Origin of the sequence: Sphingorhabdus lutea (genome assembly GCF_001889025.1) — a bacterium.
GTDB classification, from domain to species: domain Bacteria; phylum Pseudomonadota; class Alphaproteobacteria; order Sphingomonadales; family Sphingomonadaceae; genus Sphingorhabdus_B; species Sphingorhabdus_B lutea.
Genome location: NZ_CP018154.1, coordinates 1,014,428 through 1,039,723, shown reverse-complemented (window position 1 = coordinate 1,039,723; position 25,296 = coordinate 1,014,428). Strand labels below are relative to the sequence as shown.

The window sequence follows — 25,296 nt, the reverse complement described above, 5'->3', positions numbered from 1 at the left end:
TTATACTGTTTAATATTTCTTTGCCATGACATGCTTGCAAATTCCAGCAAAGTTAGCGAGGATAACAAAATATGACAAATTTCCCCTATAAAATAATCGGATTTGATTTGGACGGCACTTTGCTAGATACCAGTCCAGAACTTACCGCATCGGTAAATTACACTTTGGCAAAGGCGGGCCGCCCCGCCCTGACCATGGCAGAGGTAAAGCCTATGGTCGGCCTTGGCGCGAAACATATGCTCACCGTGGGATTGGAAAAATCGGGCGGCGTTGATGATATGCTGATTGACGAATATTTGCCCATATTATTGGACCATTATGGCGAAAATTTGGGCAGCGGCTCTCCGCCATTTGATGGATTGGACCGATTCATGGACCGCTGCGACGAAATGGGAATCATCATGGCCGTGGTGACCAATAAATATGAACGATTCGCAGTCAAATTGCTGAACGAAATAGGCATGATTGACCGATTCGCCTGTATTATAGGCGGAGATACTATGGGTAAGGGCATGTCAAAGCCCCATCGTGCGCCCATTGATGAAATGATTAGCCGCTGCGGCGGCACGGTTGGCGAAACCCCGGCCGCCTTTATCGGCGATTCCATATATGATGTCATGGCCGCGCATAATGCGGGCATACCCGCCGTGGCGGTCAGCTTTGGTTTTTTGCATCAACCGGTGGAAAGTTTGGGCGCGGATGCGATTATTGATCATTATGATGAATTATTTGACACGCTGCGCGCCATTGCCGCTCGCATATAGGACGGTCAAAATATTATATTGCGGCAATATGCGGCAAAATATGCGAAAAATGGCCTAATTGCGCCCTGCATTTGGTTTTTTTCAAAAAAATATTATTTTTTTCGGCAACAAGTCTTGCCCAATGGGAATAGTTTCGATAATAGCCGCGCATTGGCGATATATATTATCTAATCAGGTAATGATATCGACCCTTGCTGGGGTGTAGCCAAGCGGTAAGGCATCGGTTTTTGATACCGACATGCGCAGGTTCGATCCCTGCCACCCCAGCCATTTTTTTCCATTATAAATTTATATTCGCTGCGGCATCATTTATCATATGGCCCTATTTGTCACATGGCCCTACCTGCATGCGCTTATATGCTTTGATATGATTTATTTTTAATCTGTATGTGGGAATGAAAAACGGCCCTTGCACCATGTGCAAGAGCCGTAAATTCTTCCCGACAGAGAGGGAGAGGAGGAGAGAGGAAAGTCTCTGTCAGGGCCAAGATGACCGTAGCCATCTGATGAACCTGATATGCAGCGAAAATGATTATTGTGCAATTGCGAAAAGATGATAGTGAATTGCAATATTTGCAACTTACTCACGATGTCAATTATGCGCATAAAAAATGCCCCATGCTGTGGCAATAGGGGCATTTATTTAACCTATTATATAATTTGGTTTAAACCGAAATTCCATTCCCCGGAAGGCTGGCATGAACAACCCCGCCATCACATGCAATTGTCTCACCCACAATATAATCGCCCGCGCGGCTTGCCAAGAAAATCGCCAATCCGGCCATATCTTCGGGCGTGCCAACGCGTGGAAATGGGATATTCTTGCCAACGGCATCGGCATGATCGCGCGCAACTGTGTTCATATCGGATTGAAACGCTCCTGGTGCGATTCCAGTTACCTGAATATTATCGCGAATCAACTCTGCTGCCAAACGGCGAGTCAAATGCACCACCGCCGCCTTTGATGCTTGATAACTATATGTTTGCCAAGGGTTAATTTTGAACCCGTCAATTGAGGCAATGTTAATCACTTTTCCGGGCCGTTCAAATGTAGCCGCCGCCTTCATCAATGGATGCAATGCCTGGGTTAGGAAAAACAGACCCTTTACATTTAAATCCATCACTCGGTCCCAGCCTGCTTCGGGAAATTCACCAAAGGGCGCGCCCCATGCCGCGCCGGCATTATTAACCAAAATATCAAGCTTATCTTCACGCTTGGCAATTTCCTTGGCAAGCGCATGGCAGCCATCAACCTTTGACAAATCAAAGGGCAGCCCGACAACCTTATCACCCAATGCATCGACCGTTTCTTGAATTTGATCCATTTTGCGTGCGCTGATATAAATACGTTTTGCACCTGCGGCCAAATATCCCTCGACAATCATCCGGCCAATACCGCGCGATCCACCGGTGACCAGCGCGGTGCGCCCTTCTAAATTAAATAAATTATTCAGGTTCATTTTTTTTCCTTTAACTTTTTATAAAAACAGCAACAATGCCGTCTTAATAGCCATAAATTTGGGCCACGCGCTGTACATGATAGCTGGCATCGCCGAAAAACTCGCTTAATGCGCGGTCGCGTTTCATATATAAACCAATATCATATTCATCGGTCATGCCGACGCCGCCATGCATTTGCACGCCTTCACGAACTGACAAATTGGTCGCCTTGCCCACTTTTGCCTTTGCCACTGAAATCATCAACTCGGCTTTCTCGCTGCCTTCATCAAGCAATTGCTGCGCCTTTAACACAGCTGCATCGGCAATTTGCATTTCCGAATATAAATGCGACATACGATGCTGAAGCCCCTGAAACTCGCCAATGACACGGCCAAATTGCTTACGTTCTTTAATATAATTAACGGTAATATCCATTGCGCCCTGGCCCACGCCGACCATTTCGGCCGCCGCGCCAACACGCCCCGCACGCAGCAAACGGTCCAACACATCTGCGCCTTGGTCCACTTCGCCAATGACGGCATCGGCGGTAATTTCCACATCGTTAAAATTTATATGAGCAGCCACCGCGCTGTCCACCAAACGAACAGCATTTATTTCCATGCCCGCTACATCTTTATCCACGGCGAATAAGGTTATGCCTTCACGGTCATTTACCCCGCCCGCTGTACGCGCGGCGACAATTACCATATCCGACGAGCCGCCATGAATAACAAATTTCTTTGCCCCATTTAGTTTAAAGCCATTGCCCGAACGCGCCGCCGACATGGCAATATGGTCTGGGCGATGTTTGCTATGTTCCTCAATCGCCAAAGAAAGCACGGTTTCACCAGCCAAAATACCCGGCACATATTTCTCGCGCAGATTTTTTGATCCTGCATTTAATGCCTCAATCCCCGCAATGGCCGTGGTTAAAAATGGCGATGGCGTTAAATTACGGCCAATTTCTTTTAAGATAATTCCTGCTTCTTGATGGCCAAGGCCAAGGCCGCCTTCTTCTTCAGAAACCAAAATTCCGTTAAAACCCATTTCGCCAAATTCGCGCCACAGGTCATGGCCAAAGCCATCTTTGCAATTTTTATCGCGAAATTCGCGCAAATGGGCGACCGATCCTTTGTCGGCAATAAATTGCTGGGCCGCATCGGCCAACATTTGTTGATCATCATTATGATATAAAGGCATGATATTTTCTCTTTTATAAATTCTTTGTCAAAAATGAAGGACGCTAAATTTACGCGCCCGGCAGGTCCAAAATGCGTTTTGAAATAACGTTCAGCATAATTTCGCTGGTCCCGCCTTCGATGGAATTTGCCTTGGTGCGAAGCCAACCGCGCGGTTTTGCACCATGATTGGATGCTTCACTTTCCCATTCCAATGCGTCACTGCCGCCTGCCGCCATAATCAATTCATGCCGTTTTTTGTTCAATTCGGTGCCCGCATATTTCATCATATTGGGCTGTGCTGGATGTCCCTTGCCTGCTTTTAACTCATCCATAAATTTCTCGCTCATCGCGCGAAACGCCAATGTTTCCACATCAAATGCGGCAAATTCGGCGCGTAATATGGGGTCAAGCTCCGCCACTTCGGCAAAGGCTGCACCAATGGATGGCATGTCCGCTGACAAACCGCCGCCCGAAATCATTTCGCGCTCATGACCCAGCAAATATTTGGCCACATCCCAACCGCGGTTTAACTCACCCACAATTTGGTCTTTGGGCACTTTCACATCATCAAAAAATGTTTCACAAAATGGCGAATTTCCGGAAATCAGCTTAATTGGCTTGGTGCTGACCCCTTCGCTTTCCATGTCAAATAAAAGGAAGGAAATGCCCTTATATTTGTCATTTTTATCGGTCCGGACAAGACAGAAAATCCAATCCGCCTTATCGGCATAGCTGGTCCAAACCTTTTGACCATTAACGACCCAATGGTCGCCCTTATCCTCGCCATATGTTTGCAATGACACTAAATCCGAACCACTGCCCGGTTCGGAATATCCCTGACACCAGCGAATTTCACCGCGCGCAATTTGCGGCAAATAATGTTTCTTTTGTTCTTCTGTCCCAAAATGCAATAAAGCAGGGCCAAGCATCCAAATACCGAAACTGGATAAAGGCGAACGGCATTTTAATGACGCCATTTCCTGTTTCAAAATTTTCGTCTCTGCCGGATTTAACCCGCCGCCGCCATATTCCTTTGGCCAATCCGGCACGGTCCAACCGCGCTGTGCCATGGTGTCGAGCCATAATTTTTGAGCGTCATTTTTAAATTTAAAATTGCGCCCGCCCCAGCACATATCATCTTCACCCTTAATCGGCAGGCGCATCTCGGCGGGGCAATTTGCCTCCAACCATGCTCTGGTTTCTGCTCTGAAATTTTCTAAATCGCTCATCATTTGCTCCTGAAATATAGCAGCAGGATTTATGGCCAAAATTTAAGACGGCCCTCTCCTGCTCGACTTCCCTTATCCTTATGACACCATATTTACCCCCCTTACGCAAGCGTCAACTTAACTTAGCGATTAAATTTATTCTTTTGCCCTGATGATAAGGCCGCGCGCCGTAACGTATTTTGCATGATGATTGACAGCAACCACGCTGCGCCTAATCCTATGCGAAGAAAAAAATATTTTTTCGTAATGATTCGCGAACAAATATATATTAAATATCAAGGTGTTCATGAATGCTGACAGCAAGAAAACTGCCCCAATCGTTAAAATTATTTCATGGCATGGGTGCAATTGCCTATGGCGTGAAGGACAATGGGTTTTCTGTTTTCCTGCTGATATTTTACAATCAGGTTTTGGGAATTGATGCTGGAATAGTCGGCACGGCGATTATGTGTGCGTTGATTTTTGATGCCTTTATCGACCCATTTATTGGCGAAATGTCGGACCGCACGCAAAGCAGATGGGGCCGACGTTTACCATGGCTATATCTTGCGCCCATACCGCTGGGCCTTGCTTGGCTGGCGCTATGGCACCCGCCCACGGCTGACCAAAGCCTGCAAATTGCCTGGTTAATCGGCTTTGCCATATTGGTCCGTTCATTGGTTGCGGCATGTGAAGTACCCTCCATTTCATTGGTGCCAGAGCTGACCGCCGATTATCATGAACGCACCGTTTTAATGCGATATCGGTTTTTATTTGGCTGGGCCGGCGGCCTTGTTTTAATGGTTTTTGCCTATGCGGTCATATTTACCGATGCCGCCAAATTAACCCAGCGCGAGGGATATTCGGATTATGCGTTTATTTGTGCGTCATTGTTAATCGGTTCGGTTATGCTGTCCGCGCTGGCACAGCATAAATATGCCGCAATTCCATCCCCTGTGCCCAGTGAACCGGCAGGTAAGCTACGCGATATATTTACCGAAATGAAAAAAACCTTATCCAATCGTCCCTTTTTAATTTTGGCATCGGGTGCGGTTTTTGCGTTTATTGGTCAGGCGCTGCAATTCTCCCTCACCAATTATTTAATGATTTTTGTGTGGAGACTGGACCTTGTTTCCATCCCCTTATTTGGCATGAATATTGCCGGCATGGCGGTTTATGGCCTTTCGCTATTTTTTAGCGTCATTTTAGCATTTTTAATGGTGTCGCCCATTTCGGAAAAATTTGGCAAGAAAAATGCTGCGATTATAATGCTTTGCCTATCATTATTCATTTTCATCACACTTTATTGTGCATGGTTATTGGATTTAATGCCGTCCATTACTAAAATGCCCAATCCGTGGTTATTATTGCTTATTATCAACATTGCCAATGGCTGTTCCATCGTCACAATGATATTGAACAGTTCAATGATGACCGATGTGGTGGAGGCATCACAGGCTGAAACAGGCCGCCGATCAGAAGGGTTATTTTTCGCGGGATATTTTTTCATGCAAAAATGCGCGGTCGGTATTGGAATATTTATCAGCGGGTCGATTGTCAGCATGTCAAATTTCCCCGAAAAAGCAGTTGCGGGCAAGGTAGAGCAAGGATCTTTAACCGCTTTAGTTCTGGGTTATATGGCGGCAACGGTAATTTTGGGCATTGCCTATGCGATGCGCATTAACAAATTCCCCATTACAAAAGAAGAACATGATGAACGGTTAAAACAGCTTGCGAGCCGTAACGTCAATGATGATTCCATATCGGAAATTGTAAAATAAACTTAAATCTGAGCTGGTATTTTATGGGACATTCTGACAAATTAGCTAAGTGATTAAATATAAGAAGAGGAACAGGACATGGATTTTGAATTAAGCGAAAAGCAAAGCTATTGGCGTGACCGCGTGCGCGATTTTATTGAAAAAAATGTCCGTCCCCGCCAAAAAGATTATTATGCACAGCAAGCAGAGGGGGAGCGTTGGAAGGTCCTGCCTGTTATTGAGGAGGAAAAAGCCCGCGCCAAGGCAGAGGGCATTTGGAATTTATTCATGCCGCCCGCAAATCCAAATTTGAGCCATGTGGATGATAGTTTCCAATTTGAAGGACCGGGGCTGAACAATTTGCAATATGCCCTTTGCGCCGAAGAAATGGGCCGCATTGGTTGGGCGAGTGAGGTGTTTAACTGTTCCGCGCCCGATACAGGAAATATGGAGGTTTTCCACCGTTATGGCACGTTGGAGCAAAAGGAACAATATCTGCGCCCGTTAATGAATGGCGATATCCGTTCTGCATTTTTAATGACCGAACCGCGCGTGGCATCTTCCGATGCAACAAATATTGAATGTTCCATCAAACGTGATGGCGATGAATATGTTATCAATGGCCGTAAATGGTGGTCTTCGGGTGCGGGCGATCCGCGCTGCACCATTTCCATTTTAATGGGAAAAACCGATTTTGAGGCGAAACGCCACCAACAACAATCAATGATTTTAATGCCATTGGACGCCCCCGGCGTCACCATAATGCGGCATTTGCCCGTCTTTGGATATGATGATGCACCGCACGGCCATATGGAAATTGATTTAAAAGATGTGCGTGTTCCCGCCAGTAATATTTTGTTGGGCGAAGGACGCGGTTTTGAAATTGCACAGGGCCGCCTTGGGCCAGGCCGTATCCACCATTGTATGCGTACCATTGGCGCAGCCGAAGAAGCGTTGGAGGCAATGGCGAAGCGTCTGCTTACCCGTGTGGCATTTGGTAAGAAAATTGCCGATCACAGCATTTGGGAACAACGCATTGCCGATGCACGTATCGACATTGAAATGACCCGTCTGCTGTGCCTAAAGGCCGCCGATATGATGGACAAGGTGGGCAATAAAGCCGCCGCAGGTGAGATTGCGATGATTAAGGTCGCCGCTCCACGCATGGCATTAAAGGTGATTGACGATGCGATACAGGCGCATGGCGGCGCAGGCGTGTCCAGCGATTTTGGCCTTGCCAGCAGCTATGCCGGCATCCGTACATTGCGCCTTGCGGATGGGCCAGATGAGGTCCATGCCCGCGCCATTGCCCGTATTGAATTTGGCAAATATGCCGATATGGCAGCGGGCGGTCATAGCAGCGGCGATATGGGCGCACCCCGTTGAAGGCTGCAATATTCCACGGCGTTGGCGAACCACTTTCGATTGAGGAAGTGGACATCGCCGCGCCCGGACCGCGCGAAATTTTAATCAAAACCGCCGCCGTGGGGCTTTGCCGTTCGGATTTACATTTCCTTGATGGCGCATATCCCCACCCAACGCCCGTCATTTTGGGGCATGAGGCATCGGGCGTGGTGGAGGCAGTGGGCGATGCCGTAACCGCCTTTGCCGTGGGCGACCATGTGGTCACATTCCTTGCCCCATTTTGCGGGACATGCCGCCTTTGCACATCGGGCCAACATAGCCTGTGCCAAGATAGCTCTACCAAAAGAGGCAAGGATGAGCCGCCGCGATTATCGCTTAATGGTGAGGCATTGCCGCAATTTTTGAACATTTCCGGCTTTGCCGAAAAAATGCTGGTTCATGAAAATGGCGCGGTGAAAATTGACAAAAAAATGCCGCTGGACCGCGCGGCGTTACTTGGCTGTGCAGTAATTACGGGCGCAAGCGCGATATTTAACGAAGCAAAATTAATCCCGGGTGAAAGCGTGGCGATTATTGGCGCGGGCGGCATTGGGTTAAGCGCGATTAACGCCGCAAAAATTGCAGGCGCAGGCACGATTATCGCCATCGACCCCCTGCCCCAAAAACGTAAATTGGCGTTAAAAATGGGCGCGACCCATGTTGTGGATGCCAATTTGGATGGGGCAATTGACGCGGTGATGGACATTTGCCCCGGCGGCGTGGATTATGCGATAGAGGCCGTGGGCCGTCCGCAAACCGCCGAAATGGCGTGGAATATATCGCGGCGCGGCGGCATAGCGATTATTTTGGGCATGATTGCGCCGGGACAAAAATTGTCGATAAACGGGCCGACACTGCTTTCGGGAAAAACATTAAAGGGCAGTTTGATGGGCGGGGCAAAGTTTAAAACCGACATGCCGCGATTGGCCCATTTCTACCTAAATGGTCAATTGGACCTTGATAATGTCATTGCCGAGCGGATTAGCCTCAGCAAAATTAACGAAGCATTTGACACATTGCGGCGTTCCGAAAATGCCCGCAGCGTCATTATTTTTGAATGAATGAATGAAGGATAATATCATGAACCCCGATATTGATATGGTTGGCACAACCAGCGTGTCCGAAAAAGACAAATTAAATGAAGAAATTTTGTTGCAGTGGATGACCGAAAATGTAGCCGGATTTTCAGGCCCAATGACTTTGTCGAAATTTAAGGGCGGGCAATCAAACCCCACCTATTGCATTGAAACGCCAAATGCGGATTATGTTTTGCGCCGCAAACCATTTGGTAAATTATTGCCCTCTGCCCATGCGGTGGACCGCGAGCATAAGGTAATTGCTGCCCTGCACCCCACAGGGTTTCCGGTCGCAAAGCCATTTGGCCTTTGCACCGATGATGATGTCATCGGCACGATGTTTTATGTGATGGAACGGGCAAAGGGCCGCAATTTATGGAATGGCACATTGCCCAATATGCAGCCCGCCGAACGCACCGCCATTTACAACGCCATGATTGACACATTGGCCGCGCTGCACAAAATCAAAGTGGATGAAATTGGCCTATCCGATTATGGTAAGCCGGACGATTATTGTGCGCGGCAAATTGCCCGTTGGTCAAAACAATATAAATTATCCGAAACCGAAACCATTGATGAAATGGACAATTTAATCAATTGGCTGCCCACATCCATTCCAGCGCAGCATTATAGTTCGATTACCCATGGTGATTTTAGGCTGGATAATATGATTTTTGATGCCAATGACGCGCGCGTTATTGCGGTGTTGGATTGGGAATTATCCACCCTTGGCGATCCAATTGCCGATTTTACCTATTTCTTGATGAGTTGGATTATGCCGCCCGATGGGCGCAGCGGCATTGCCGGATTAAACCTTGCCGAATTGGGCATTCCCAATATGGAGGAAACCATATCACGATATAAGGCGCAAACCGGATTTGAGCATGTCGGCGATATAAATTGGTATTTGTCATATAATTTATTCCGCATTGCCGCGATTTTACAAGGCATAGTTAAACGTGTGGCCGATGGCACAGCAAACAGCCCGCAAGCCGCCGAAATGGGCAAAAAAATGAAACCTTTAACACATATTGCATGGGGCTTTGCCCAAAAAGCAGGAGCATAAAATGAGTGAGGAATTAAAAGGGCGCGTTGCCATTGTCACCGGCGCGGGTAGCGGCATTGGCCGCGCAACCAGCCTGTTAATGGCAAAAAATGGCGCAATTGTCATCGCCGCCGACATAAATGATGGGGCGCATGAAACCGCAAAGATGGGCGGTGATAATGTGCACAGCGCCATTTGTGATGCGGGTGATGAGGCCGCGGTTGAAAAATTGGTAAATGACACAATATCCGTACATGGGCGGCTTGATATATTTTATGCCAATGCCGGTATTTCTGGCGGATTTGCAGGAATTTTTGACCAAAATGCCGATGATTGGGCCAATTTATTACGCATCAATTTAATTGGACCTTTTCTGGCAATTAAATATGCGGGTAAAGCCATGGCGGAAGCGGGCAATGGCGGGTCAATTATCGCCACGGCCAGCGTTGCGGGATTAAAATCCGGCGCAGGCGGACCTGCCTATGCCGCATCGAAAGCGGGCGTTATCAATTTGGTGCGGATTGCTGCACAGCAATTAACCGGCAGCAATGTGCGCGTAAATGCCATTTGCCCCGGCTTAATCGAAACAGGCATGACCAAACCCATTTATGATGTGGTTCGCGCACGCGGCAAAGAAAGTGTGATAGGGCAGCTTAACCCCTTGAAACGCGGCGGAGAGCCAAATGAAATTGCCGAGGCGGCATTATTCCTAGCATCCGACCGATCATCCTATGTCAATGGCCATGCATTGGTCGTTGATGGCGGCTTGACCAGTTCCATGCCATATTCGCGACAGGAATTTGGCCAAACGGCAAGTTAATTTTGCGCACGCACATATGACAAAAAAGGGCGCATCACACCGGACCGCGCCCTTTTTTATTTTTACCGATATTTGTGAGAAAACTATCTATATTGCACGAAATCAACCCGTCCATTGGATGTGCCGCAAATGAATAAATCGCCTCTGTCGGATGATATTTCACCCTCCACACGCCATCCATTGCCATCACGCTGCGCCATGGTGATGTTGTTAATTCTGGCCGAATTTTGTTGTTCCACTGCCCTGCTGCATGTTGAAATGGCATCACCTATTTCATTAGAGCTTTCTTCATATGGCGCATTATTTTGTGAACGATTATCATATCGGTCATTTTCATTTGGATAATCATATCTATCATCGGGATAGCGCGGTTCGGATTGGCGTTTATTTTTGCCTGAATTGGCCAAAATCGCAATGCCGCCCAAAATAATCGCCCCAGTGATAATATCCCCCGCATCAATCCGGTCACGGTGATGGCGATGACGATAATAGCGGCGATGATAATCCGCATCGCTGCTTTTTGTGTTTAATATTGGTTGATAATCGGATGATTGAACGGCGCTTTGCATTATATTTTCCGCCGCAATGGCCGGTGTCAATGGCATAATCGACATGGATGATGCCGCGAATATAAGCGAGATTTTTGAAAATTTATGCATATTCTACCCCTTTATAAATATTTGCGCATACCGCCCCCGCGCCTTAATTTATTCACTATAAAAGGTTCAGCCTGTCGCCAAGCTGAACCATTTTATAGTTATTTTATCTCCAATTATCTAGGCCGCTAAAGCGCACATCTGTCACGCGGCCCTGCTCAACATAACAGGTGAAACGCCCCTTATCATATCCACGGTCATAATCACGATAGCCATTATAACGTCCATTATTATATCTGCCGCGACGTTTTTCCTGAACCACCAATTTACCCTTAATTTTATAACCATAGCGGGTGCGGTCAATATCGCTAATTTCGGTCACATCTGAACGATTATATCGGTTTGAATAATTTTCCACATGCCGAACACATGCATCAACCGCATATCTTCCATTTCCGCCGCGATTATACCCATAGCGGCTATCTTCATAACGGTCATATCCGCCGCGCCGATAATCATAACCATCGCTGCGTTTATTTTTACCCGAAGATAAAATCGCTGCCAAGCCGCCCAAAATTACTGCCCCTGCGATAACTTCGCCTGCGCTGATCCCATCATCATTGTTACGATGCTGTGCAAATGCCGGCGTCGCTGAGACAGCCATCGCTCCGGCGGCCAATGTTCCTGTTAAAGCCTTTCCTAGCTTTGTCATATTTCGTCTCCTTATCTGCCGGCGGCGGGTTATTCCGCTACCGTTGATTAAGGTTTAGATGATATAGCGTGATTATTTGCTGAACTAAGCTGACAGCATTTGTTCATAAAACTATTGTTTATTATGAACACTTACTCTAACTATCTGTAATATAGACTTCTCCGCCCTCTATCCAGCCTGCAAATTTGGGTGTTTTGGGCAAATATCGCCCCTGAACATCGCCTAATTGAAATCCTGCATCTTCATAGGCACGGCCAATTTCACGAGTCAAATGACAATTTCCGGCAATATGTTTCCATATAGGTTCAATCCGATATTGCCATTTTTGCACATATATGTCGGGCGCGCGGCCATGTTCCAAAAATATTATTTTACCATCACGCCGCAGCACGCGGCGCATTTCGCGCAATGTTTGCGCCTGATTGTCCACCGAACAAAGAGTAAATGTAATGATGATGCAATCAAAGCTATCGTCCTGAAAGGGCAATGCCTCCCCAACGCCGCCCAGAATTTTTGCTTCAATACCCCTTGCCTGCACCGCCCTATAACTGGCTTCTAATAAGGCGGGAGACGGATCAATTCCGGTAAAGCTGTTAATTTTGGCGGGATTAAGAAATTGGATATTGATACCGCCACCACATCCAATTTCCAATATATCGCCCGACGCATTGGGCACAATTTGGCTACGCGCTTTTAATATTTGGGGCGCTGCACAGGCGCAACCAATAATTTTCGGCACCATCACCCTATCCCACCAATTGGCGGGACGGGGTTGCCATGCATCAAATTCATGATGCCCATTCATATGATACAGATTATCCAATTATTCGCCCTATTTGCCTTGCTCTTGGTTGTCCATATCTTTTGCCTCCTCTGCATCATCCTCAATCGTCAACCCTGTATGATGGGCAAGGAAGGCATAAATATCGCTATATTCCTCAATCAATTTATCCGTGGGTTTGCCCGAACCATGGCCCGCACGGCTTTCAATACGGATGATTTTGGGTGCATCGCCGGTATCGGCGGCCTGTAATGCGGCAATATATTTGAAACTATGCCCCGGCACAACGCGGTCATCAGTATCGGCGGTGGACACAATGGCTGCAGGATATTTCACGCCATTTTTTATATTATGATAGGGGGAATAGGTAAGCAGATTTTTGAAATCCTCTTCCTTTGCCGGAACACCATAATCATCCACCCAATAACGCCCTGCGGTAAAGCGATCAAAACGCAGCATATCCATAACACCCACGGCGGCATGTCCAGCGGCAAATAAATCAGGCCGTTGGTTAAGCGATGCGCCAACCAACAAACCGCCATTGGAACGGCCCTCAATCGCCAATTTGCCCTGTGCGCTAATTCCATTGGCGATTAAATATTCACCCGCTGCGGCAAAATCATCAAACACATTTTGTTTATTTAATAATCGGCCACCATCATGCCATGCTTTGCCATATTCACCGCCCCCGCGCAAATTGGCCTGTGCATAGACCCCGCCAGATTGCAACCATGCCATACGCGTCGCGCTATATCCAGGGGTAAGCGAGATATTAAACCCGCCATAGCCATATAATAAAGTAGGTGCGCCCTGGCTTAGGTCCAGATCCTTTTTATGGACAATGAACATGGGAATTTTGGTGCCATCCTTTGATGGGTAAAAAACCTGGCTAGTCATATAATCAGCAGGGTTAAATGCCAAATCTGGCTTGGCGAAAAGCTGTGTTTCATTGCTGGCAGTGTCGAAACGATAAATTGCGCCAGGTTGGGTGAAACTGGAAAAAGCGTAAAAAGTCTCGCTGTCGCCGGGCTTGCCAGAAAAACCAGATGCCGTGCCAACTTCGTTCAAATTAACCTCGCCGGTTTTTTTGCCTGCTAAATCATAAATCTCGGCCAGTGATTTTGCATCCTCCATATAGGATAAAATCATTTTATCACCCACAATTTGCGCGCGGGTTAATGTTTCGGCACGTTCGGCTATCAAATCTGTAAATTCTGGCTTTTTGGCGGAAACATCGACGCTTACCACCTTTAATTTCGGGGCATTTTTATTGGTAACAAAATATAATTTGCTGCCCATGCCGTCAATTAATTGCCATTCATAATCAAATCCCGACACCAATTTTGTTGGCGTCCAATTGGGATTTTGCATATCGATGATGGTCAGTTCATATTTTTCATCCGTGCCGGATGATGATGTGATGAGCATATAGCGTCCATCATGCGTTAATTCTGCGCTATGGTTTAATTCCGGCTTTTCTGGTGTGGCGTAAATTAACCGATCCTCGCTTTGGTCCGTGCCCAATTTATGATAATATACCTGATGATTTAGGTTAAGCGATTGAAATGCAGCGCCTTCCTCTGGCTGTGGGAAACGGGAATAGACAAATCCGTCTTCATCGACCCAATCGACATTGGCAAATTTCATCCATTTTATTTCATCGCTGCTATCTTGGCCTGTTTCTACATCTAATATTTTTATCGTGCGCCAGTCCGAACCGCCATCTTGAATAGTGTAAATCAGTTTTTTGCCATCTTTTGATGGCACCCAACCGTCAAGCGCGGTCGCTCCATCGGCGGCCCAGCCATTGGGGTTAATCAACTCGCGACCTTCCCCGTCCAATCCTTCACGAACATATAAAACAGATTGATTTTGTAGGCCGTCATTGCGCGTATAAAAATAATATTTGCCGGCCTTTCGCGGCAAACCAAAACGTTCATAATCAAATAATTTTTCCATGCGCGACGCCAAAATATCTCGTCCCGGCAAGCTGTCTAAATAGCTATCAGCAACTGCATTTTGCTGTTCCACCCATTGCGCCACCTTGGGGTTGACGCGCACATCATCTTCTAACCAGCGATAGGGATCGGCCACCTTTACCCCAAATTGTTCATCAACCACATTTTGTTTTTCTGTCATGGGATATTTTAATTCAGGCATTTGATGCTCCGCTTCAGAATGTTCGGCATGTTTTTCTGTATGATTGCTGCCGCCATGATGGTCAAATGCCATGGCCGGTGCGGCGGTGGTTGATGATAGTAAAATAGCGATAAATAAACTGCGTCCCATAATAATCTCTCACAAATAATAAACAGGCCAGAAGCGTAACGCTTCCAGCCTGCTTATCAATATAAAATTTCGCGAAATTGAAATTAAGCTGCTTCTGCTTCTTCTTCCATTTCAACCGGGCCGCTATCTTGGCCTTTGGCTGATGTATCACGATCCACCAATTCGATAACGGCCATCGGGGCAGCATCGCTTGCGCGGAAACCAGCTTTAATAACACGGGCATAACCACCATTGCGGTCTGCATAACGTGTTGCAAGCGTGTCGAATAATTTAACCAATTGCGTTGAGTCCATCAAACGGCTTTGTGCCAAACGACGGTTGGATAGACCACCTTTTTTCGCCAATGTAATCAGCTTTTCAATATAGGGGCGCAATTCTTTTGCTTTTGGAACAGTGGTTTTGATTTGCTCATGCTTAATCAAGGCAGCTGCCATGTTACGCAAAAGCGCAGCGCGGTGGCTGCTGGTGCGTTGTAATTTTCTTTTACCAATTTTATGGCGCATTTATTTTACTCCGTTCGTAATGAGGCCGTATGAGGCACCTCAATCCAGGCCGATAAAAGAGGGTCGGCCCATCCCCCAAAAAATTGCCGCGCGGCGAACATTAATTGCCGCGCGTCAATGATAGATTAACCCAAAAGCTCTTGCTCAAGCTTTTTTGCCATTTCTTCGATATTTTCAGGTGGCCAGCCAGGAATGTCCATTCCCAAACGCAGCCCCATGGAAGATAATACTTCCTTAATCTCGTTCAATGACTTGCGACCGAAATTCGGTGTGCGCAACATTTCTGCTTCGGTTTTTTGAACCAAATCACCAATGTAAATGATATTGTCATTTTTCAGGCAATTTGCCGAACGTACTGACAATTCAAGTTCATCAACTTTCTTAAGCAGATAACGGTTAAGTTGATTTGCATCGCTTTCTTCGCTGCTTGCCGCTGCGGCCTGACCAATTGGTCCGGTTGATGCAGCAAGGGTTTCTTCAAAGTGAACAAATATTTGTAATTGATCCTGAATGATACGCGCAGCATACGCCACCGCATCTTCGGGTGATACGGTGCCGTCGGTTTCAACGGTTAATGACAATTTGTCAAAATCCAATTCCTGTCCAACACGGGCATTATCAACCTTATACGCAACTTGGCGAATGGGTGAATAGAGCGAATCGACGGGAATTAAACCAATGGGCGCATCGGCAGGACGATTGGCAACCGCAGGAACATAACCCTTGCCGGTATCAGCGGTCAATTCCATGTTCAATGTTGCGCCATCATCCAAATGACAAATAACCAAATCAGGGTTCAAAACCTCAATATCACCCGAAACAGCGATGTCACCTGCGGTAACTTCGGCTGGACCAGTCGCAGAAAGCTGAAGCCGCTTTGGACCTTCGCCTTCCATTTTCAGGGCAATTTGTTTGACGTTCAAAACAATGTCGGTCACATCTTCGCGAACACCAGCAAGTGATGAGAATTCGTGAAGCACATTTTCAATTTTGATCGAGGTAATCGCTGCACCTTGCAAAGAAGAAAGCAAAGTACGACGCAATGCGTTGCCTAATGTCAGACCAAAGCCACGCTCAAGCGGCTCCGCAATCAAAGTGGCTTTGCGTTTTGCATCACCACTTGTTTTGAGGTCCAGGGCATTAGGTTTTTTCAGTTCCTGCCAGTTCTTAATATTGACGGACATGGATATCCCCTAGTCTTTGGGCGGGATCAGAATATTTGGCGCCATCCGATCCGGCCGATTGTAAAAAAGGAAGCATCACGTCTGATGCCCCCATAGCCAAAAAAACGCGGTCGGTTATACCCGACGACGCTTTGAAGGACGCACCCCATTATGCGGAATGGGGGTTACGTCACGAATGGATGTGATGTTGAAGCCAACTGATTGCAATGCGCGCAAAGCAGATTCACGACCAGAGCCGGGACCTTTTACTTCTACTTCCAAAGTACGAACGCCATGTTCAGCTGCTTTTTTACCTGCATCTTCCGCACAAACCTGTGCGGCATAAGGGGTGGACTTACGAGAGCCCTTAAAGCCCATCATGCCTGCAGAAGACCAGCTAATCGCATTGCCTTGTGCATCGGTGATGGTGACCATGGTGTTGTTAAAGCTGGCGTTAACATGTGCTACACCTGCTGAAATATTTTTACGCTCGCGCCGTTTAATGCGTTGTGGTTCGCGTGCCATATGATGTTATCCTATCTGAAACTTAATGATATGTCGGAATTAACCGGCTATCTTATTTCTTTTTACCCGCAATTGCTTTGGGCTTACCTTTACGGGTGCGTGCATTGGTGTGCGTACGTTGACCACGTACCGGCAGACCTTTACGATGGCGCAAACCACGATAGCAGGCAAGATCCATCAAACGCTTAATATTCATGGAGGTTTCGCGACGAAGGTCGCCCTCTACGGTATGATCGGCATCAATGGTTTCACGAATTTGCAAGATTTCTTGATCGGTCAAATCCTGCACACGGCGAGAATGATCGATTTTCAACTTGTCAGCGATTTCAACAGCTTTGGTACGACCAATGCCGTGAATATATGTTAGCGAGATAATTACGCGCTTATTTGTTGGGATATTGACCCCGGCTATACGTGCCACTTATTCTTACTCCTTGCTCCACAGGGCTCCGGGATTGGGCCCTATCTCAACGCTTTGGCATGGCGATTCGCCACGACCCCGAAACGCAGAAAAACCAGCGGACGCACTAAATGCGCTGCTGGCTCAAACCGTTTTGGGATAGGACGCTATTAAACATAAGCAGCCAATGTGTCAACATAGGGATTTTGATATATGTATAGATTTTGATATTCATAAATTTATCCTTGCACATATCGCTATATTGGCTAGTTATTATCGCTCCTCCCCAGGGCACTTAACTTAAATTTTAATTTGACGAAGGACCCTGACATTATGACGCAATATGTAAATCGCGCTTCGCTTTGTGTTGATTCATCACTTGCCGCCTTTTTAGAAGAAAAAGCCATAAAGGCCACGGGAATATCCGCCGATGAATTTTGGGCAGGATTTGCCGATTTGGCGGAAAAAATGGCGCCTATAAACCGCGCCCTTGTTCAAAAACGCGCTGACATTCAATCAAAATTGGATGAATGGCACCGTGCCAATCCAGGTCCAATTCAGGATCAGAAATCTTATCAATCCTTTTTACGCAGCATTGGATATTTGGTTGATGAACCCGCGCCATTTCAAATCAGCACGCAAAATGTTGACCCAGAAATTGCCACCATGGCCGGCCCGCAATTGGTTGTGCCAAGTCTGAACGACCGATTTGTCCTTAACGCCGCCAATGCCCGTTGGGGCAGCCTATATGATGCATTATATGGCACAGACGCGCTTGATGCAGCACCAGCAAAGCCAGGCGGTTATGATGAGGCAAGAGGCGCAGCGGTCATCAAGGCGGCGCGCGATTATCTAGACCGGCTTATCCCGTTAAAAAATGGCAGCTGGACCGATTATGAAGGCGGTATGCCCCAATTGGCAAATGCCGAAATGGTCGGCACAAACGGCGATAATTATTTAATTCGTCATCATGGCCTGCATCTTGAAATTATCATTGATAAAAACCACCCCATTGGGCGTGGGGACAAGGCAGGTATTGCCGACATATTGGTCGAAGCCGCGCTGACCACCATAATTGATATGGAAGATAGCGTCGCCGCCGTGGATGCACAGGATAAGGTTTTGGCCTATAGCAATTGGCTTGGCTTGATGCGCGGGGATTTAAGCGCAAGTTTTTCCAAAGGCGGCAAGACGATGCAAAGGCATGCAAATCCTGACCGTCATTATAAATCGTTAAATGGCGAAGCATTTACCCTGCCCGGCCGTTCATTGATGTTTGTGCGCAATGTGGGCCATTTAATGACCAATCCCGCCATTTTATTATCCGATGGCAGCGAAATCCCCGAAGGCATTATGGACGCCGCCTTTACCAGTTTAATCGCCATGCATGATTTAAAGAAATTGGGTAATTTGCAAAATAGCCGCGCCGGATCCATTTATATTGTAAAACCCAAAATGCACGGGCCAGATGAAGCCGCCTTTACCAATAATTTATTTAATGCGGTGGAGGATATATTGGGTTTAGAACGCCACACAATTAAGGTTGGCGTGATGGATGAAGAACGCAGAACATCGGCCAATTTGGCAGCATGCATATATGCGGTGAAAGAACGCATCGTCTTTATTAACACCGGATTTCTGGATCGCACTGGCGATGAAATGCACAGCGCAATGCATGGCGGCGCGATGATACGCAAAGCCGATATGAAAAATAGCGGGTGGATTGCCGCCTATGAACAGCGCAATGTCGCCATCGGCCTTGCCTGTGGCTTATCTGGAAAGGCACAAATTGGCAAAGGCATGTGGGCCATGCCCGATTTAATGGGCGCGATGATGGAACAAAAAATCGGTCATCCAAAAACGGGGGCAAATACTGCGTGGGTTCCCTCCCCCACTGCCGCGACATTGCACGCCCTGCATTATCACATGGTCAATGTGTTCGACATTCAACAAATAAAGGCAAAAGAAGCGCCCGCTTCGCTTGATGCATTATTGACTGTGCCATTTGCGCCATTGGACCAAAAATGGAGCGAGGAAGAAATTTTGGCCGAGCTGGAAAATAATGCACAAGGCATATTGGGATATGTTGTGCGCTGGATTGACCATGGGGTTGGGTGCTCCAAAGTTCCAGATATAAATGACATTGGGTTGATGGAGGATCGCGCAACCCTGCGAATCTCTTCCCAACATATGGCAAATTGGTTGCTACACGGCATTTGCACAATTGAACAAATTGACAGCTCATTTGAAAAAATGGCGGCAAAGGTTGATGCACAAAATAGCAGCGATCCTGAATATCAAAAAATGAGCGGAAATTTGAAAAATAACCTTGCATATCAAGCAGCAATGGCATTAGTATTAAAAGGAACGGAACAACCATCAGGATATACTGAGCCGTTATTACATCGCTATCGCTTGCAGTTTAAGGGGACTTAAACTGCGCTAGGCGGCATTTCACATCACGTAAAATGTTGTAAACAGACGGCTAAAAAGCCGCTTAAAGCTATGATTTGCGAACTTATTGGATTAGATGGCTCCTTAAATATTGCAAAAAGGGGAACAGGACATGCGGGTCGCAATCGCCGATGATCAAGAAGATGTCGTCACATTTCTATCTGAAATAGTTGAGAGTCTTGGGCATATTGTTGTAAAGTTTAAAGATGGGGTCGCATTGACCCAATCTTTACGCCGTGATGTTTTTGATCTTATAATCCTTGATTGGACCATGCCGGGAATGACCGGCATGGATGTCCTTAATTGGATGAAAGAAACATTGGATGAGCGCCCGCCGGTCATCATGCTAACCAACCGTTCGGCAAAGCAGGATATTGCCGCCGCATTAAATGCTGGCGCAGATGATTTTATCATAAAGCCTGAGGATCGCGGCGTTATTTCCGCCCGTGTCAACGCGATGCTCCGCCGTAATGTTCCATCGGGATCATTTGATGCAGAGGCAAAATATGGCAAATATACCTTAAACCGTATTGAACAGCATATCAGCTTTGACAATGAACAGGTGACCTTAACGGCCAAGGAATTTGAATTGGCCGATATTTTATTCCGCAATTCGGACCGCACATTATCGCGTTCTTATTTAATGGAAACCATTTGGCGCACCAATGCGGCGTTAAGCACGCGCACATTGGATATGCATGTGTCGCGGATAAGGTCTAAATTACAATTAGGGCCAGAAAATGGCTTTCGAATTTTCACAGTTTTCGGCTATGGATATAGGTTGGAGACGCTGTCATAATTGGCTTCTTCATTAAAAATTGGAGGATATGGCCGGTGAAATTTTTTTTAAACAGCATTTATTGCGCGTTTTTCGGGCTATTTTTTGGGATAATATCATCTTCATCGGCGCTGGCCAATAATGCCGATGGTCAAATTATATATGATGTGAAGCCCGGCGATACATTAATCGCCATTGCCAATAATTATATGGTCAAATCGGTTTCTTATCACAATCTGCAAAAATTAAATGCGGTTCAAAATCCTCGCCACCTGCCCATAAATAAAAAAATCATCATCCCGCGCGCATGGTTAAAATATCAAAGGGTTGACGCACAAATAATCAGCTTGCGGGGCAATGTTGTCCGTATATCACAGGGAACAGCCAATAATTTGGCGGTTGGCGGCATATTAAGGGAGGGCGATATTATCCGCACCAATAATGCCAGCTATACAACATTGATGCTGCCCGATCGGACCAAATTATCAATTCCATCAAATAGCGAAATTCGCATTTCCCTGTTGCGCCAATATAATCTTGGCAAATATGTCGATATTGATTTTGATATAATAAAAGGCGGCGCAAAAACCAAAGTAACACCGCTGAAAAGTAAGCAAGATAGATATCGCATCCGCACGCCGCGTTCGGTATCGGCAGTGCGCGGAACGGAATTTCAAATGCGCGCCGAAGATGCAGATGCCTCCATTGTGGAGGTGTTGGAAGGCGGGGTCAGTGTTGATTTAAACGCCGTAAAGAACAGCGATGCTGATATGGAAAGCAGCGCAGAAAATAACGCCGATATCGCGCAAAATATATTGCAATCTGGATTTGGATTAAAACAATTTGCCGATGGCCGCAAAATTACCGAAAATCTGTTAGCTGCGCCAAATTTGAATGAGGCATCATTTCTGCAAAAGAACGAAAAACTGCAATTTTCGGCAATCCCTCCTTCACAGTGGAAGGGCCTGCGCGCCGAAATTTCCGCCGATTCCGGTTTTACCGACATTATATATGATGGATATTTTGATAAGGAAGAAATTATTACCCCATCATTGGAAGATGGAAATTATTTCATTCGTTTATCGGCAATATCAGATAATAAAATCGAAGGAATACCGGGCATATATGGCTTTAAACGCCGGCTTCATTCGTTAAGCGCAAGCGGCGGCAAGGACGCATTTGGATATAAATTCAAATGGGCCATATTGGGCGCGGGTAAAATGACTCAGCGCCTACAAATTTTTAAGGACAGCAAAAACAACATCCCCTTTGTTGACGAGGCAGGGTTGACCAGCAATGAAATCACCATTTCTGACCTGCCAAAGGGGGAATATTTTTGGCGCGTCGGGTCCAACCAATTTTTGGACGGCGAATTTTCAACCAGCTGGACCGAATTTGAGAAGATTGTCGTAAATTGACGGATGATAAGATTATTTCTCCACATCAACAAAGCGCTATAGCGCCAGTTAAAAAAAGCCCTGTGCTATACCGCCGTTTAATGATTGAGTGGTTGCTCGCCATCATCTTCATCATTTTAATGGCCTTTATTTTGCTGCGCAGCGACATTATGCACCGCGCGGATAATATTATATATGATGAAATTATCTCATTGGATGCCCCTGCCCCCAATGAGGATATTTTGTTAATCACCATTGATGATCACAGCCTGCAAAATTTGGGTCAATGGCCGTGGGACAGGCGCACCCATGCGCGGTTAATTGATAAATTATCTGCGATGGGCGCAAAGTCGATTAACATGGATATATTATTGTCAGAAAATAGCGACGATGCCGCCGACAGCCAATTGGCACAATCGTTAAAGAACAGCAAAGCCGCCACCGCCATCCCCCTGCATTTTGACTATCCAGGGGAAAATGGCGCGCCATATAATTTAATCCCGCCAATTGATATAATTGCAAATAGCGCGGATTATATTGGCCATGTTGAATTGATTATCGATGATGATGGCATTGTCCGCCGCCTGCAAATAAATAAGAAATCAGCACAAAATGACGAATATTATGGCCATTTAATCCTGCCAAGCTTAAAAAACATATCGCCGGAAAATCATGCAAAATATACAATGGAGGAACAAGCATTGCTATTCGCCTTTGCTCCATCATCCAGCTTTGCCCAAATTTCCTATGTTGATGCATTACAAAACCGATTATCGTCAAAAATAATTGCAGGAAAACATATATTCATCGGCGCAAGTGCGGCAGGTTTGGGCGATAATTATCCCGTGGCATTGGGCGGCGGCGCGACCATGCCTGGATTGGAAATTATTGCAAATTTTGCAAATAGCCTGTCTCAGGGCTATATTTATAAAGATGCGCCGACAATATGGCTTTATATTTTTACCATTTTACCCGCATTCATCCTATTATTAGGATATTTAAAATGGACCCCGCGCACCGCGCTTATTGCGTCAATCTCTGCGATTTTCATCTTATTGGCTATTTCCTTTTTGCTGTTAAAAATGGGCATATGGCTGCCCCCCTCCCCCGCCATGTTAATCATGCTGCTTATCTATCCTTATTGGGGGTGGCGGCGGCTGCAAAGCGCAAGCGATTTTATGCAATTTGAAATGGCGAAATTGCATGGAACAATTGCCGATAAGGTGGGCGATGCAGTTAATTTGCGTGGTGGTGATTTCATTGAAAAACAAAGCCGCGGCCTATCCTTTGCTATTGAAAAACTGCAATTATTGCGTAAATTTATCGATGATATTTTGCGCGAATTGCCCGACCCCATGTTTGTCACCGATGAACAGGGGCATATTTTAATGACCAATGATGCATTAAATATTTTATGGCCGCATCATCACCAAAATCCCGCCTTGTCTGATTTTGTCACTGATATTTTACCGCCCGATGATCATGCAGCGATGGACGCATTTTTGAACAATGTGGTTGATGAGGAACAAAGTTATCGCCTGCAAACAATGAATGATGAAAATTTCATCTTGCGGCGCTCCACCCTTACCGGCCCAGAGGGACAGTTAATTGGATATATTTACCATTTAACCGACATTACTGGGTTAACCCGCGCAGAAATGCAAAAAGAAGACGCCCTGCGTTTATTATCGCATGATATGCGCGCGCCGCAATCGGCCATTATTTCATTATTAGACCAGGTTACCAATGCCGATTTACGCAGTAAAATAGAGGATAATGCCCGCCACACCATAAGATTGGCCCAAAATTTTGTGGATGTTGCGCGCATGGGGGAACAAGATTTGGAGCTGTTGGACAGCCATATTGAATCGCTGGTCATAGAGGCGACCGAACAGCTATGGCCAATTGCACAGCGTAAAAAACTGAAATTTGAGATACAATCCGACAATGATGAAATTTTCGCCATTGTCGATCCGGCTTTATTATATCGTGGGCTGATCAATATTTTGAACAATGCCATCCGGTTTAGCCATGTTGGTGGCACAATTTATATCCATATTGGGACCAGAGAAATTTCAAATGCCCAATATTGTGCGATTGAAATTGCCGATGAAGGGCCAGGATTATCAAATCATCATGCAAATAATGAAACAGGATATGGCGCAGCGTTAAAAGTAAAATCACATCCACATGCAGATAATGCCGAACCACCGCCAATGGGCATAGGGTTAAATTTTGTTGCCGCCATGGTGGGGCGTCATCATGGCCAATTAAACAGCCATAATGGCAAAGAAAAGGGCGCGGTCTTTACAATGATTTTGCCTGTGGATGGTCCAAATATAATGTAACAAAATATAGCCCATTTTTGGCCAATGAAGCTTTTGGCCAATGAAGCTTAGGATATTATAAACCCGTTTATTTTTTCCTGCTGGAAATGCGTTTACCCTTTGGCGCGCCAAAATCTGACATCGCCATATTGGTCAATATTGTTATATTTTTCTCTATATTGTCGTCGCAATGCTGTTCGCTGGCCTCCCCACGATATTGCAGTTCACCATTTTTCTGGTCGATAATTTCAATGATAAGGCGATGTTGATAAAATTCACATTTTTTATCAAATAACCCCAATTTTCGGCCTTTGGTAGCGCGCGAATTTGCCGCATCCTGATGCACAATATTATATTGCCCTGGCCTGACGCTATAGGAATAATGCACTATTTGTGCAGCATCTTGCAAATTTTCAGCTGGGGCTGCGCCCTTATCCTGCATCAATTCATGGATATGTTGCGCGGTTTTTTGCCTAATTTGCAGGCTTCCCAGCTCATCTGCATCGTCAAGAATGAAATAGCTGGTGAATTTTGCCTGTTGAATGCCAGCCGAATTTACCTCTCCCATAATGGGCGGGGTGCATCCGCCAATGGCCAGGGGCAGCGACAGGCAAAATATCATATTAAAAATTTTCATATAATATTTGCCCATCATGCCATTTAGAAGTCAAGA

At 46.2% G+C, this 25,296-nt stretch carries 22 protein-coding genes and 1 tRNA gene; 11 read left to right on the top strand and 12 right to left on the bottom strand.

All coding sequences use genetic code 11. The annotated features are described in order from the left end of the window. Nucleotides 1–71: 71 nt before the first annotated feature. The gene (locus tag LPB140_RS04950; protein WP_072558903.1) at nucleotides 72–764 is read left to right on the top strand and encodes an HAD hydrolase-like protein; all 693 of its coding nucleotides are present in this window, start codon (nucleotides 72–74) and stop codon (nucleotides 762–764) included. A gap of 195 nt (nucleotides 765–959) precedes the next feature. Then, nucleotides 960–1,034 (top strand) — tRNA-Gln (locus LPB140_RS04945). 395 nt (nucleotides 1,035–1,429) lie between these two features. Here LPB140_RS04945 and LPB140_RS04940 read toward each other — a convergent pair. From LPB140_RS04940 to LPB140_RS04930, 3 genes are read right to left on the bottom strand one after another with little or no spacing between them, the layout of a single operon-like run. Next, entirely contained in the window at nucleotides 1,430–2,224 is a 795-nt protein-coding gene (locus LPB140_RS04940; protein WP_072558902.1) for an SDR family oxidoreductase, read from the bottom strand. A gap of 43 nt (nucleotides 2,225–2,267) precedes the next feature. Next, the gene (locus LPB140_RS04935) at nucleotides 2,268–3,404 is read right to left on the bottom strand and encodes an acyl-CoA dehydrogenase family protein (RefSeq protein WP_072558901.1); all 1,137 of its coding nucleotides are present in this window, start codon (nucleotides 3,402–3,404) and stop codon (nucleotides 2,268–2,270) included. A 49-nt stretch (nucleotides 3,405–3,453) separates the two neighbouring features. Beyond that, nucleotides 3,454–4,614: an acyl-CoA dehydrogenase family protein gene (locus LPB140_RS04930; protein WP_072558900.1), complete on the bottom strand. Its 1,161-nt coding sequence runs from the start codon at nucleotides 4,612–4,614 to the stop codon at nucleotides 3,454–3,456. Nucleotides 4,615–4,904: 290 nt separating this feature from the next. On the opposite strand from LPB140_RS04930, the gene LPB140_RS04925 reads away from it, so the two are divergent. From LPB140_RS04925 to LPB140_RS04905, 5 genes are all read left to right on the top strand, one after another. Beyond that, nucleotides 4,905–6,374: an MFS transporter gene (locus LPB140_RS04925; RefSeq protein WP_072558899.1), complete on the top strand. Its 1,470-nt coding sequence runs from the start codon at nucleotides 4,905–4,907 to the stop codon at nucleotides 6,372–6,374. Between the two features lie 78 nt (nucleotides 6,375–6,452). After that, nucleotides 6,453–7,739 carry an acyl-CoA dehydrogenase family protein gene (locus LPB140_RS04920; protein ID WP_072558898.1) on the top strand — a complete coding sequence of 429 codons (1,287 nt, stop codon included), beginning with the start codon at nucleotides 6,453–6,455 and terminating at the stop codon, nucleotides 7,737–7,739. Then, nucleotides 7,736–8,818, top strand: coding sequence for a Zn-dependent alcohol dehydrogenase (locus LPB140_RS04915; RefSeq protein WP_072558897.1), 1,083 nt, complete (start codon nucleotides 7,736–7,738; stop codon nucleotides 8,816–8,818). Before LPB140_RS04920 ends, LPB140_RS04915 begins: the two co-directional genes overlap by 4 nt. Before the next feature lie 19 nt (nucleotides 8,819–8,837). Continuing rightward, the gene (locus LPB140_RS04910) at nucleotides 8,838–9,899 is read left to right on the top strand and encodes a phosphotransferase family protein (protein WP_072560384.1); all 1,062 of its coding nucleotides are present in this window, start codon (nucleotides 8,838–8,840) and stop codon (nucleotides 9,897–9,899) included. Between the two features lies 1 nt (nucleotide 9,900). Beyond that, nucleotides 9,901–10,698 carry an SDR family NAD(P)-dependent oxidoreductase gene (locus LPB140_RS04905; RefSeq protein WP_072558896.1) on the top strand — a complete coding sequence of 266 codons (798 nt, stop codon included), beginning with the start codon at nucleotides 9,901–9,903 and terminating at the stop codon, nucleotides 10,696–10,698. An 83-nt stretch (nucleotides 10,699–10,781) separates the two neighbouring features. Here the strand turns inward: LPB140_RS04905 and LPB140_RS04900 are convergent, their stop codons facing one another. From LPB140_RS04900 to rpsM, 8 genes are all read right to left on the bottom strand, one after another. Continuing rightward, entirely contained in the window at nucleotides 10,782–11,357 is a 576-nt protein-coding gene (locus LPB140_RS04900; protein ID WP_072558895.1) for a hypothetical protein, read from the bottom strand. Nucleotides 11,358–11,460: 103 nt separating this feature from the next. Beyond that, the gene (locus LPB140_RS04895) at nucleotides 11,461–12,006 is read right to left on the bottom strand and encodes a hypothetical protein (RefSeq protein ID WP_072558894.1); all 546 of its coding nucleotides are present in this window, start codon (nucleotides 12,004–12,006) and stop codon (nucleotides 11,461–11,463) included. A 136-nt stretch (nucleotides 12,007–12,142) separates the two neighbouring features. Next, on the bottom strand, nucleotides 12,143–12,811 hold the full coding sequence (locus LPB140_RS04890) for a class I SAM-dependent methyltransferase (protein ID WP_072558893.1): 669 nt from the start codon (nucleotides 12,809–12,811) through the stop codon (nucleotides 12,143–12,145). A 27-nt stretch (nucleotides 12,812–12,838) separates the two neighbouring features. Beyond that, nucleotides 12,839–15,076: a prolyl oligopeptidase family serine peptidase gene (locus LPB140_RS04885; RefSeq protein ID WP_083550030.1), complete on the bottom strand. Its 2,238-nt coding sequence runs from the start codon at nucleotides 15,074–15,076 to the stop codon at nucleotides 12,839–12,841. 83 nt (nucleotides 15,077–15,159) lie between these two features. Next, nucleotides 15,160–15,579, bottom strand: coding sequence for a 50S ribosomal protein L17 (rplQ, locus tag LPB140_RS04880; RefSeq protein ID WP_072558892.1), 420 nt, complete (start codon nucleotides 15,577–15,579; stop codon nucleotides 15,160–15,162). A 125-nt stretch (nucleotides 15,580–15,704) separates the two neighbouring features. Then, a complete protein-coding gene (locus LPB140_RS04875; protein ID WP_072558891.1) occupies nucleotides 15,705–16,763 on the bottom strand; it encodes a DNA-directed RNA polymerase subunit alpha in 1,059 nt (352 codons plus the stop codon). A gap of 114 nt (nucleotides 16,764–16,877) precedes the next feature. Then, nucleotides 16,878–17,267, bottom strand: coding sequence for a 30S ribosomal protein S11 (gene rpsK / locus LPB140_RS04870; protein ID WP_072558890.1), 390 nt, complete (start codon nucleotides 17,265–17,267; stop codon nucleotides 16,878–16,880). A gap of 52 nt (nucleotides 17,268–17,319) precedes the next feature. After that, nucleotides 17,320–17,688, bottom strand: coding sequence for a 30S ribosomal protein S13 (gene rpsM, locus LPB140_RS04865; RefSeq protein WP_072558889.1), 369 nt, complete (start codon nucleotides 17,686–17,688; stop codon nucleotides 17,320–17,322). Nucleotides 17,689–18,000: 312 nt separating this feature from the next. Here rpsM and LPB140_RS04860 point away from each other — a divergent pair, with 312 nt between their 5' ends. From LPB140_RS04860 to LPB140_RS04845, 4 genes are all read left to right on the top strand, one after another. Further along, nucleotides 18,001–20,103 carry a malate synthase G gene (locus tag LPB140_RS04860; protein WP_072558888.1) on the top strand — a complete coding sequence of 701 codons (2,103 nt, stop codon included), beginning with the start codon at nucleotides 18,001–18,003 and terminating at the stop codon, nucleotides 20,101–20,103. Between the two features lie 130 nt (nucleotides 20,104–20,233). Further along, nucleotides 20,234–20,920 carry a response regulator transcription factor gene (locus LPB140_RS04855; RefSeq protein ID WP_072558887.1) on the top strand — a complete coding sequence of 229 codons (687 nt, stop codon included), beginning with the start codon at nucleotides 20,234–20,236 and terminating at the stop codon, nucleotides 20,918–20,920. Between the two features lie 35 nt (nucleotides 20,921–20,955). Beyond that, nucleotides 20,956–22,317, top strand: coding sequence for a FecR family protein (locus LPB140_RS04850; RefSeq protein WP_072558886.1), 1,362 nt, complete (start codon nucleotides 20,956–20,958; stop codon nucleotides 22,315–22,317). Next, nucleotides 22,314–24,644 carry a CHASE2 domain-containing protein gene (locus LPB140_RS04845; RefSeq protein WP_072558885.1) on the top strand — a complete coding sequence of 777 codons (2,331 nt, stop codon included), beginning with the start codon at nucleotides 22,314–22,316 and terminating at the stop codon, nucleotides 24,642–24,644. The genes LPB140_RS04850 and LPB140_RS04845 overlap by 4 nt, the downstream gene beginning before the upstream one ends. A gap of 67 nt (nucleotides 24,645–24,711) precedes the next feature. Here LPB140_RS04845 and LPB140_RS04840 read toward each other — a convergent pair whose 3' ends face one another. After that, on the bottom strand, nucleotides 24,712–25,260 hold the full coding sequence (locus LPB140_RS04840) for a DUF4136 domain-containing protein (protein WP_198024174.1): 549 nt from the start codon (nucleotides 25,258–25,260) through the stop codon (nucleotides 24,712–24,714). Nucleotides 25,261–25,296: the final 36 nt, after the last annotated feature.

Coding starts and splice junctions, on each gene's coding strand:
- LPB140_RS04950 (WP_072558903.1), top strand. CDS start 72: ATGACAAATTTCCCCTATAAAATAATCGGATTTGATTTGGACGGCACT.
- LPB140_RS04940 (WP_072558902.1), bottom strand. CDS start 2,224: ATGAACCTGAATAATTTATTTAATTTAGAAGGGCGCACCGCGCTGGTC.
- LPB140_RS04935 (WP_072558901.1), bottom strand. CDS start 3,404: ATGCCTTTATATCATAATGATGATCAACAAATGTTGGCCGATGCGGCC.
- LPB140_RS04930 (WP_072558900.1), bottom strand. CDS start 4,614: ATGAGCGATTTAGAAAATTTCAGAGCAGAAACCAGAGCATGGTTGGAG.
- LPB140_RS04925 (WP_072558899.1), top strand. CDS start 4,905: ATGCTGACAGCAAGAAAACTGCCCCAATCGTTAAAATTATTTCATGGC.
- LPB140_RS04920 (WP_072558898.1), top strand. CDS start 6,453: ATGGATTTTGAATTAAGCGAAAAGCAAAGCTATTGGCGTGACCGCGTG.
- LPB140_RS04910 (WP_072560384.1), top strand. CDS start 8,838: ATGAACCCCGATATTGATATGGTTGGCACAACCAGCGTGTCCGAAAAA.
- LPB140_RS04905 (WP_072558896.1), top strand. CDS start 9,901: ATGAGTGAGGAATTAAAAGGGCGCGTTGCCATTGTCACCGGCGCGGGT.
- LPB140_RS04900 (WP_072558895.1), bottom strand. CDS start 11,357: ATGCATAAATTTTCAAAAATCTCGCTTATATTCGCGGCATCATCCATG.
- LPB140_RS04895 (WP_072558894.1), bottom strand. CDS start 12,006: ATGACAAAGCTAGGAAAGGCTTTAACAGGAACATTGGCCGCCGGAGCG.
- LPB140_RS04890 (WP_072558893.1), bottom strand. CDS start 12,811: ATGAATGGGCATCATGAATTTGATGCATGGCAACCCCGTCCCGCCAAT.
- LPB140_RS04885 (WP_083550030.1), bottom strand. CDS start 15,076: ATGGGACGCAGTTTATTTATCGCTATTTTACTATCATCAACCACCGCC.
- rplQ (WP_072558892.1), bottom strand. CDS start 15,579: ATGCGCCATAAAATTGGTAAAAGAAAATTACAACGCACCAGCAGCCAC.
- LPB140_RS04875 (WP_072558891.1), bottom strand. CDS start 16,763: ATGTCCGTCAATATTAAGAACTGGCAGGAACTGAAAAAACCTAATGCC.
- rpsK (WP_072558890.1), bottom strand. CDS start 17,267: ATGGCACGCGAACCACAACGCATTAAACGGCGCGAGCGTAAAAATATT.
- LPB140_RS04860 (WP_072558888.1), top strand. CDS start 18,001: ATGACGCAATATGTAAATCGCGCTTCGCTTTGTGTTGATTCATCACTT.
- LPB140_RS04855 (WP_072558887.1), top strand. CDS start 20,234: ATGCGGGTCGCAATCGCCGATGATCAAGAAGATGTCGTCACATTTCTA.
- LPB140_RS04840 (WP_198024174.1), bottom strand. CDS start 25,260: ATGAAAATTTTTAATATGATATTTTGCCTGTCGCTGCCCCTGGCCATT.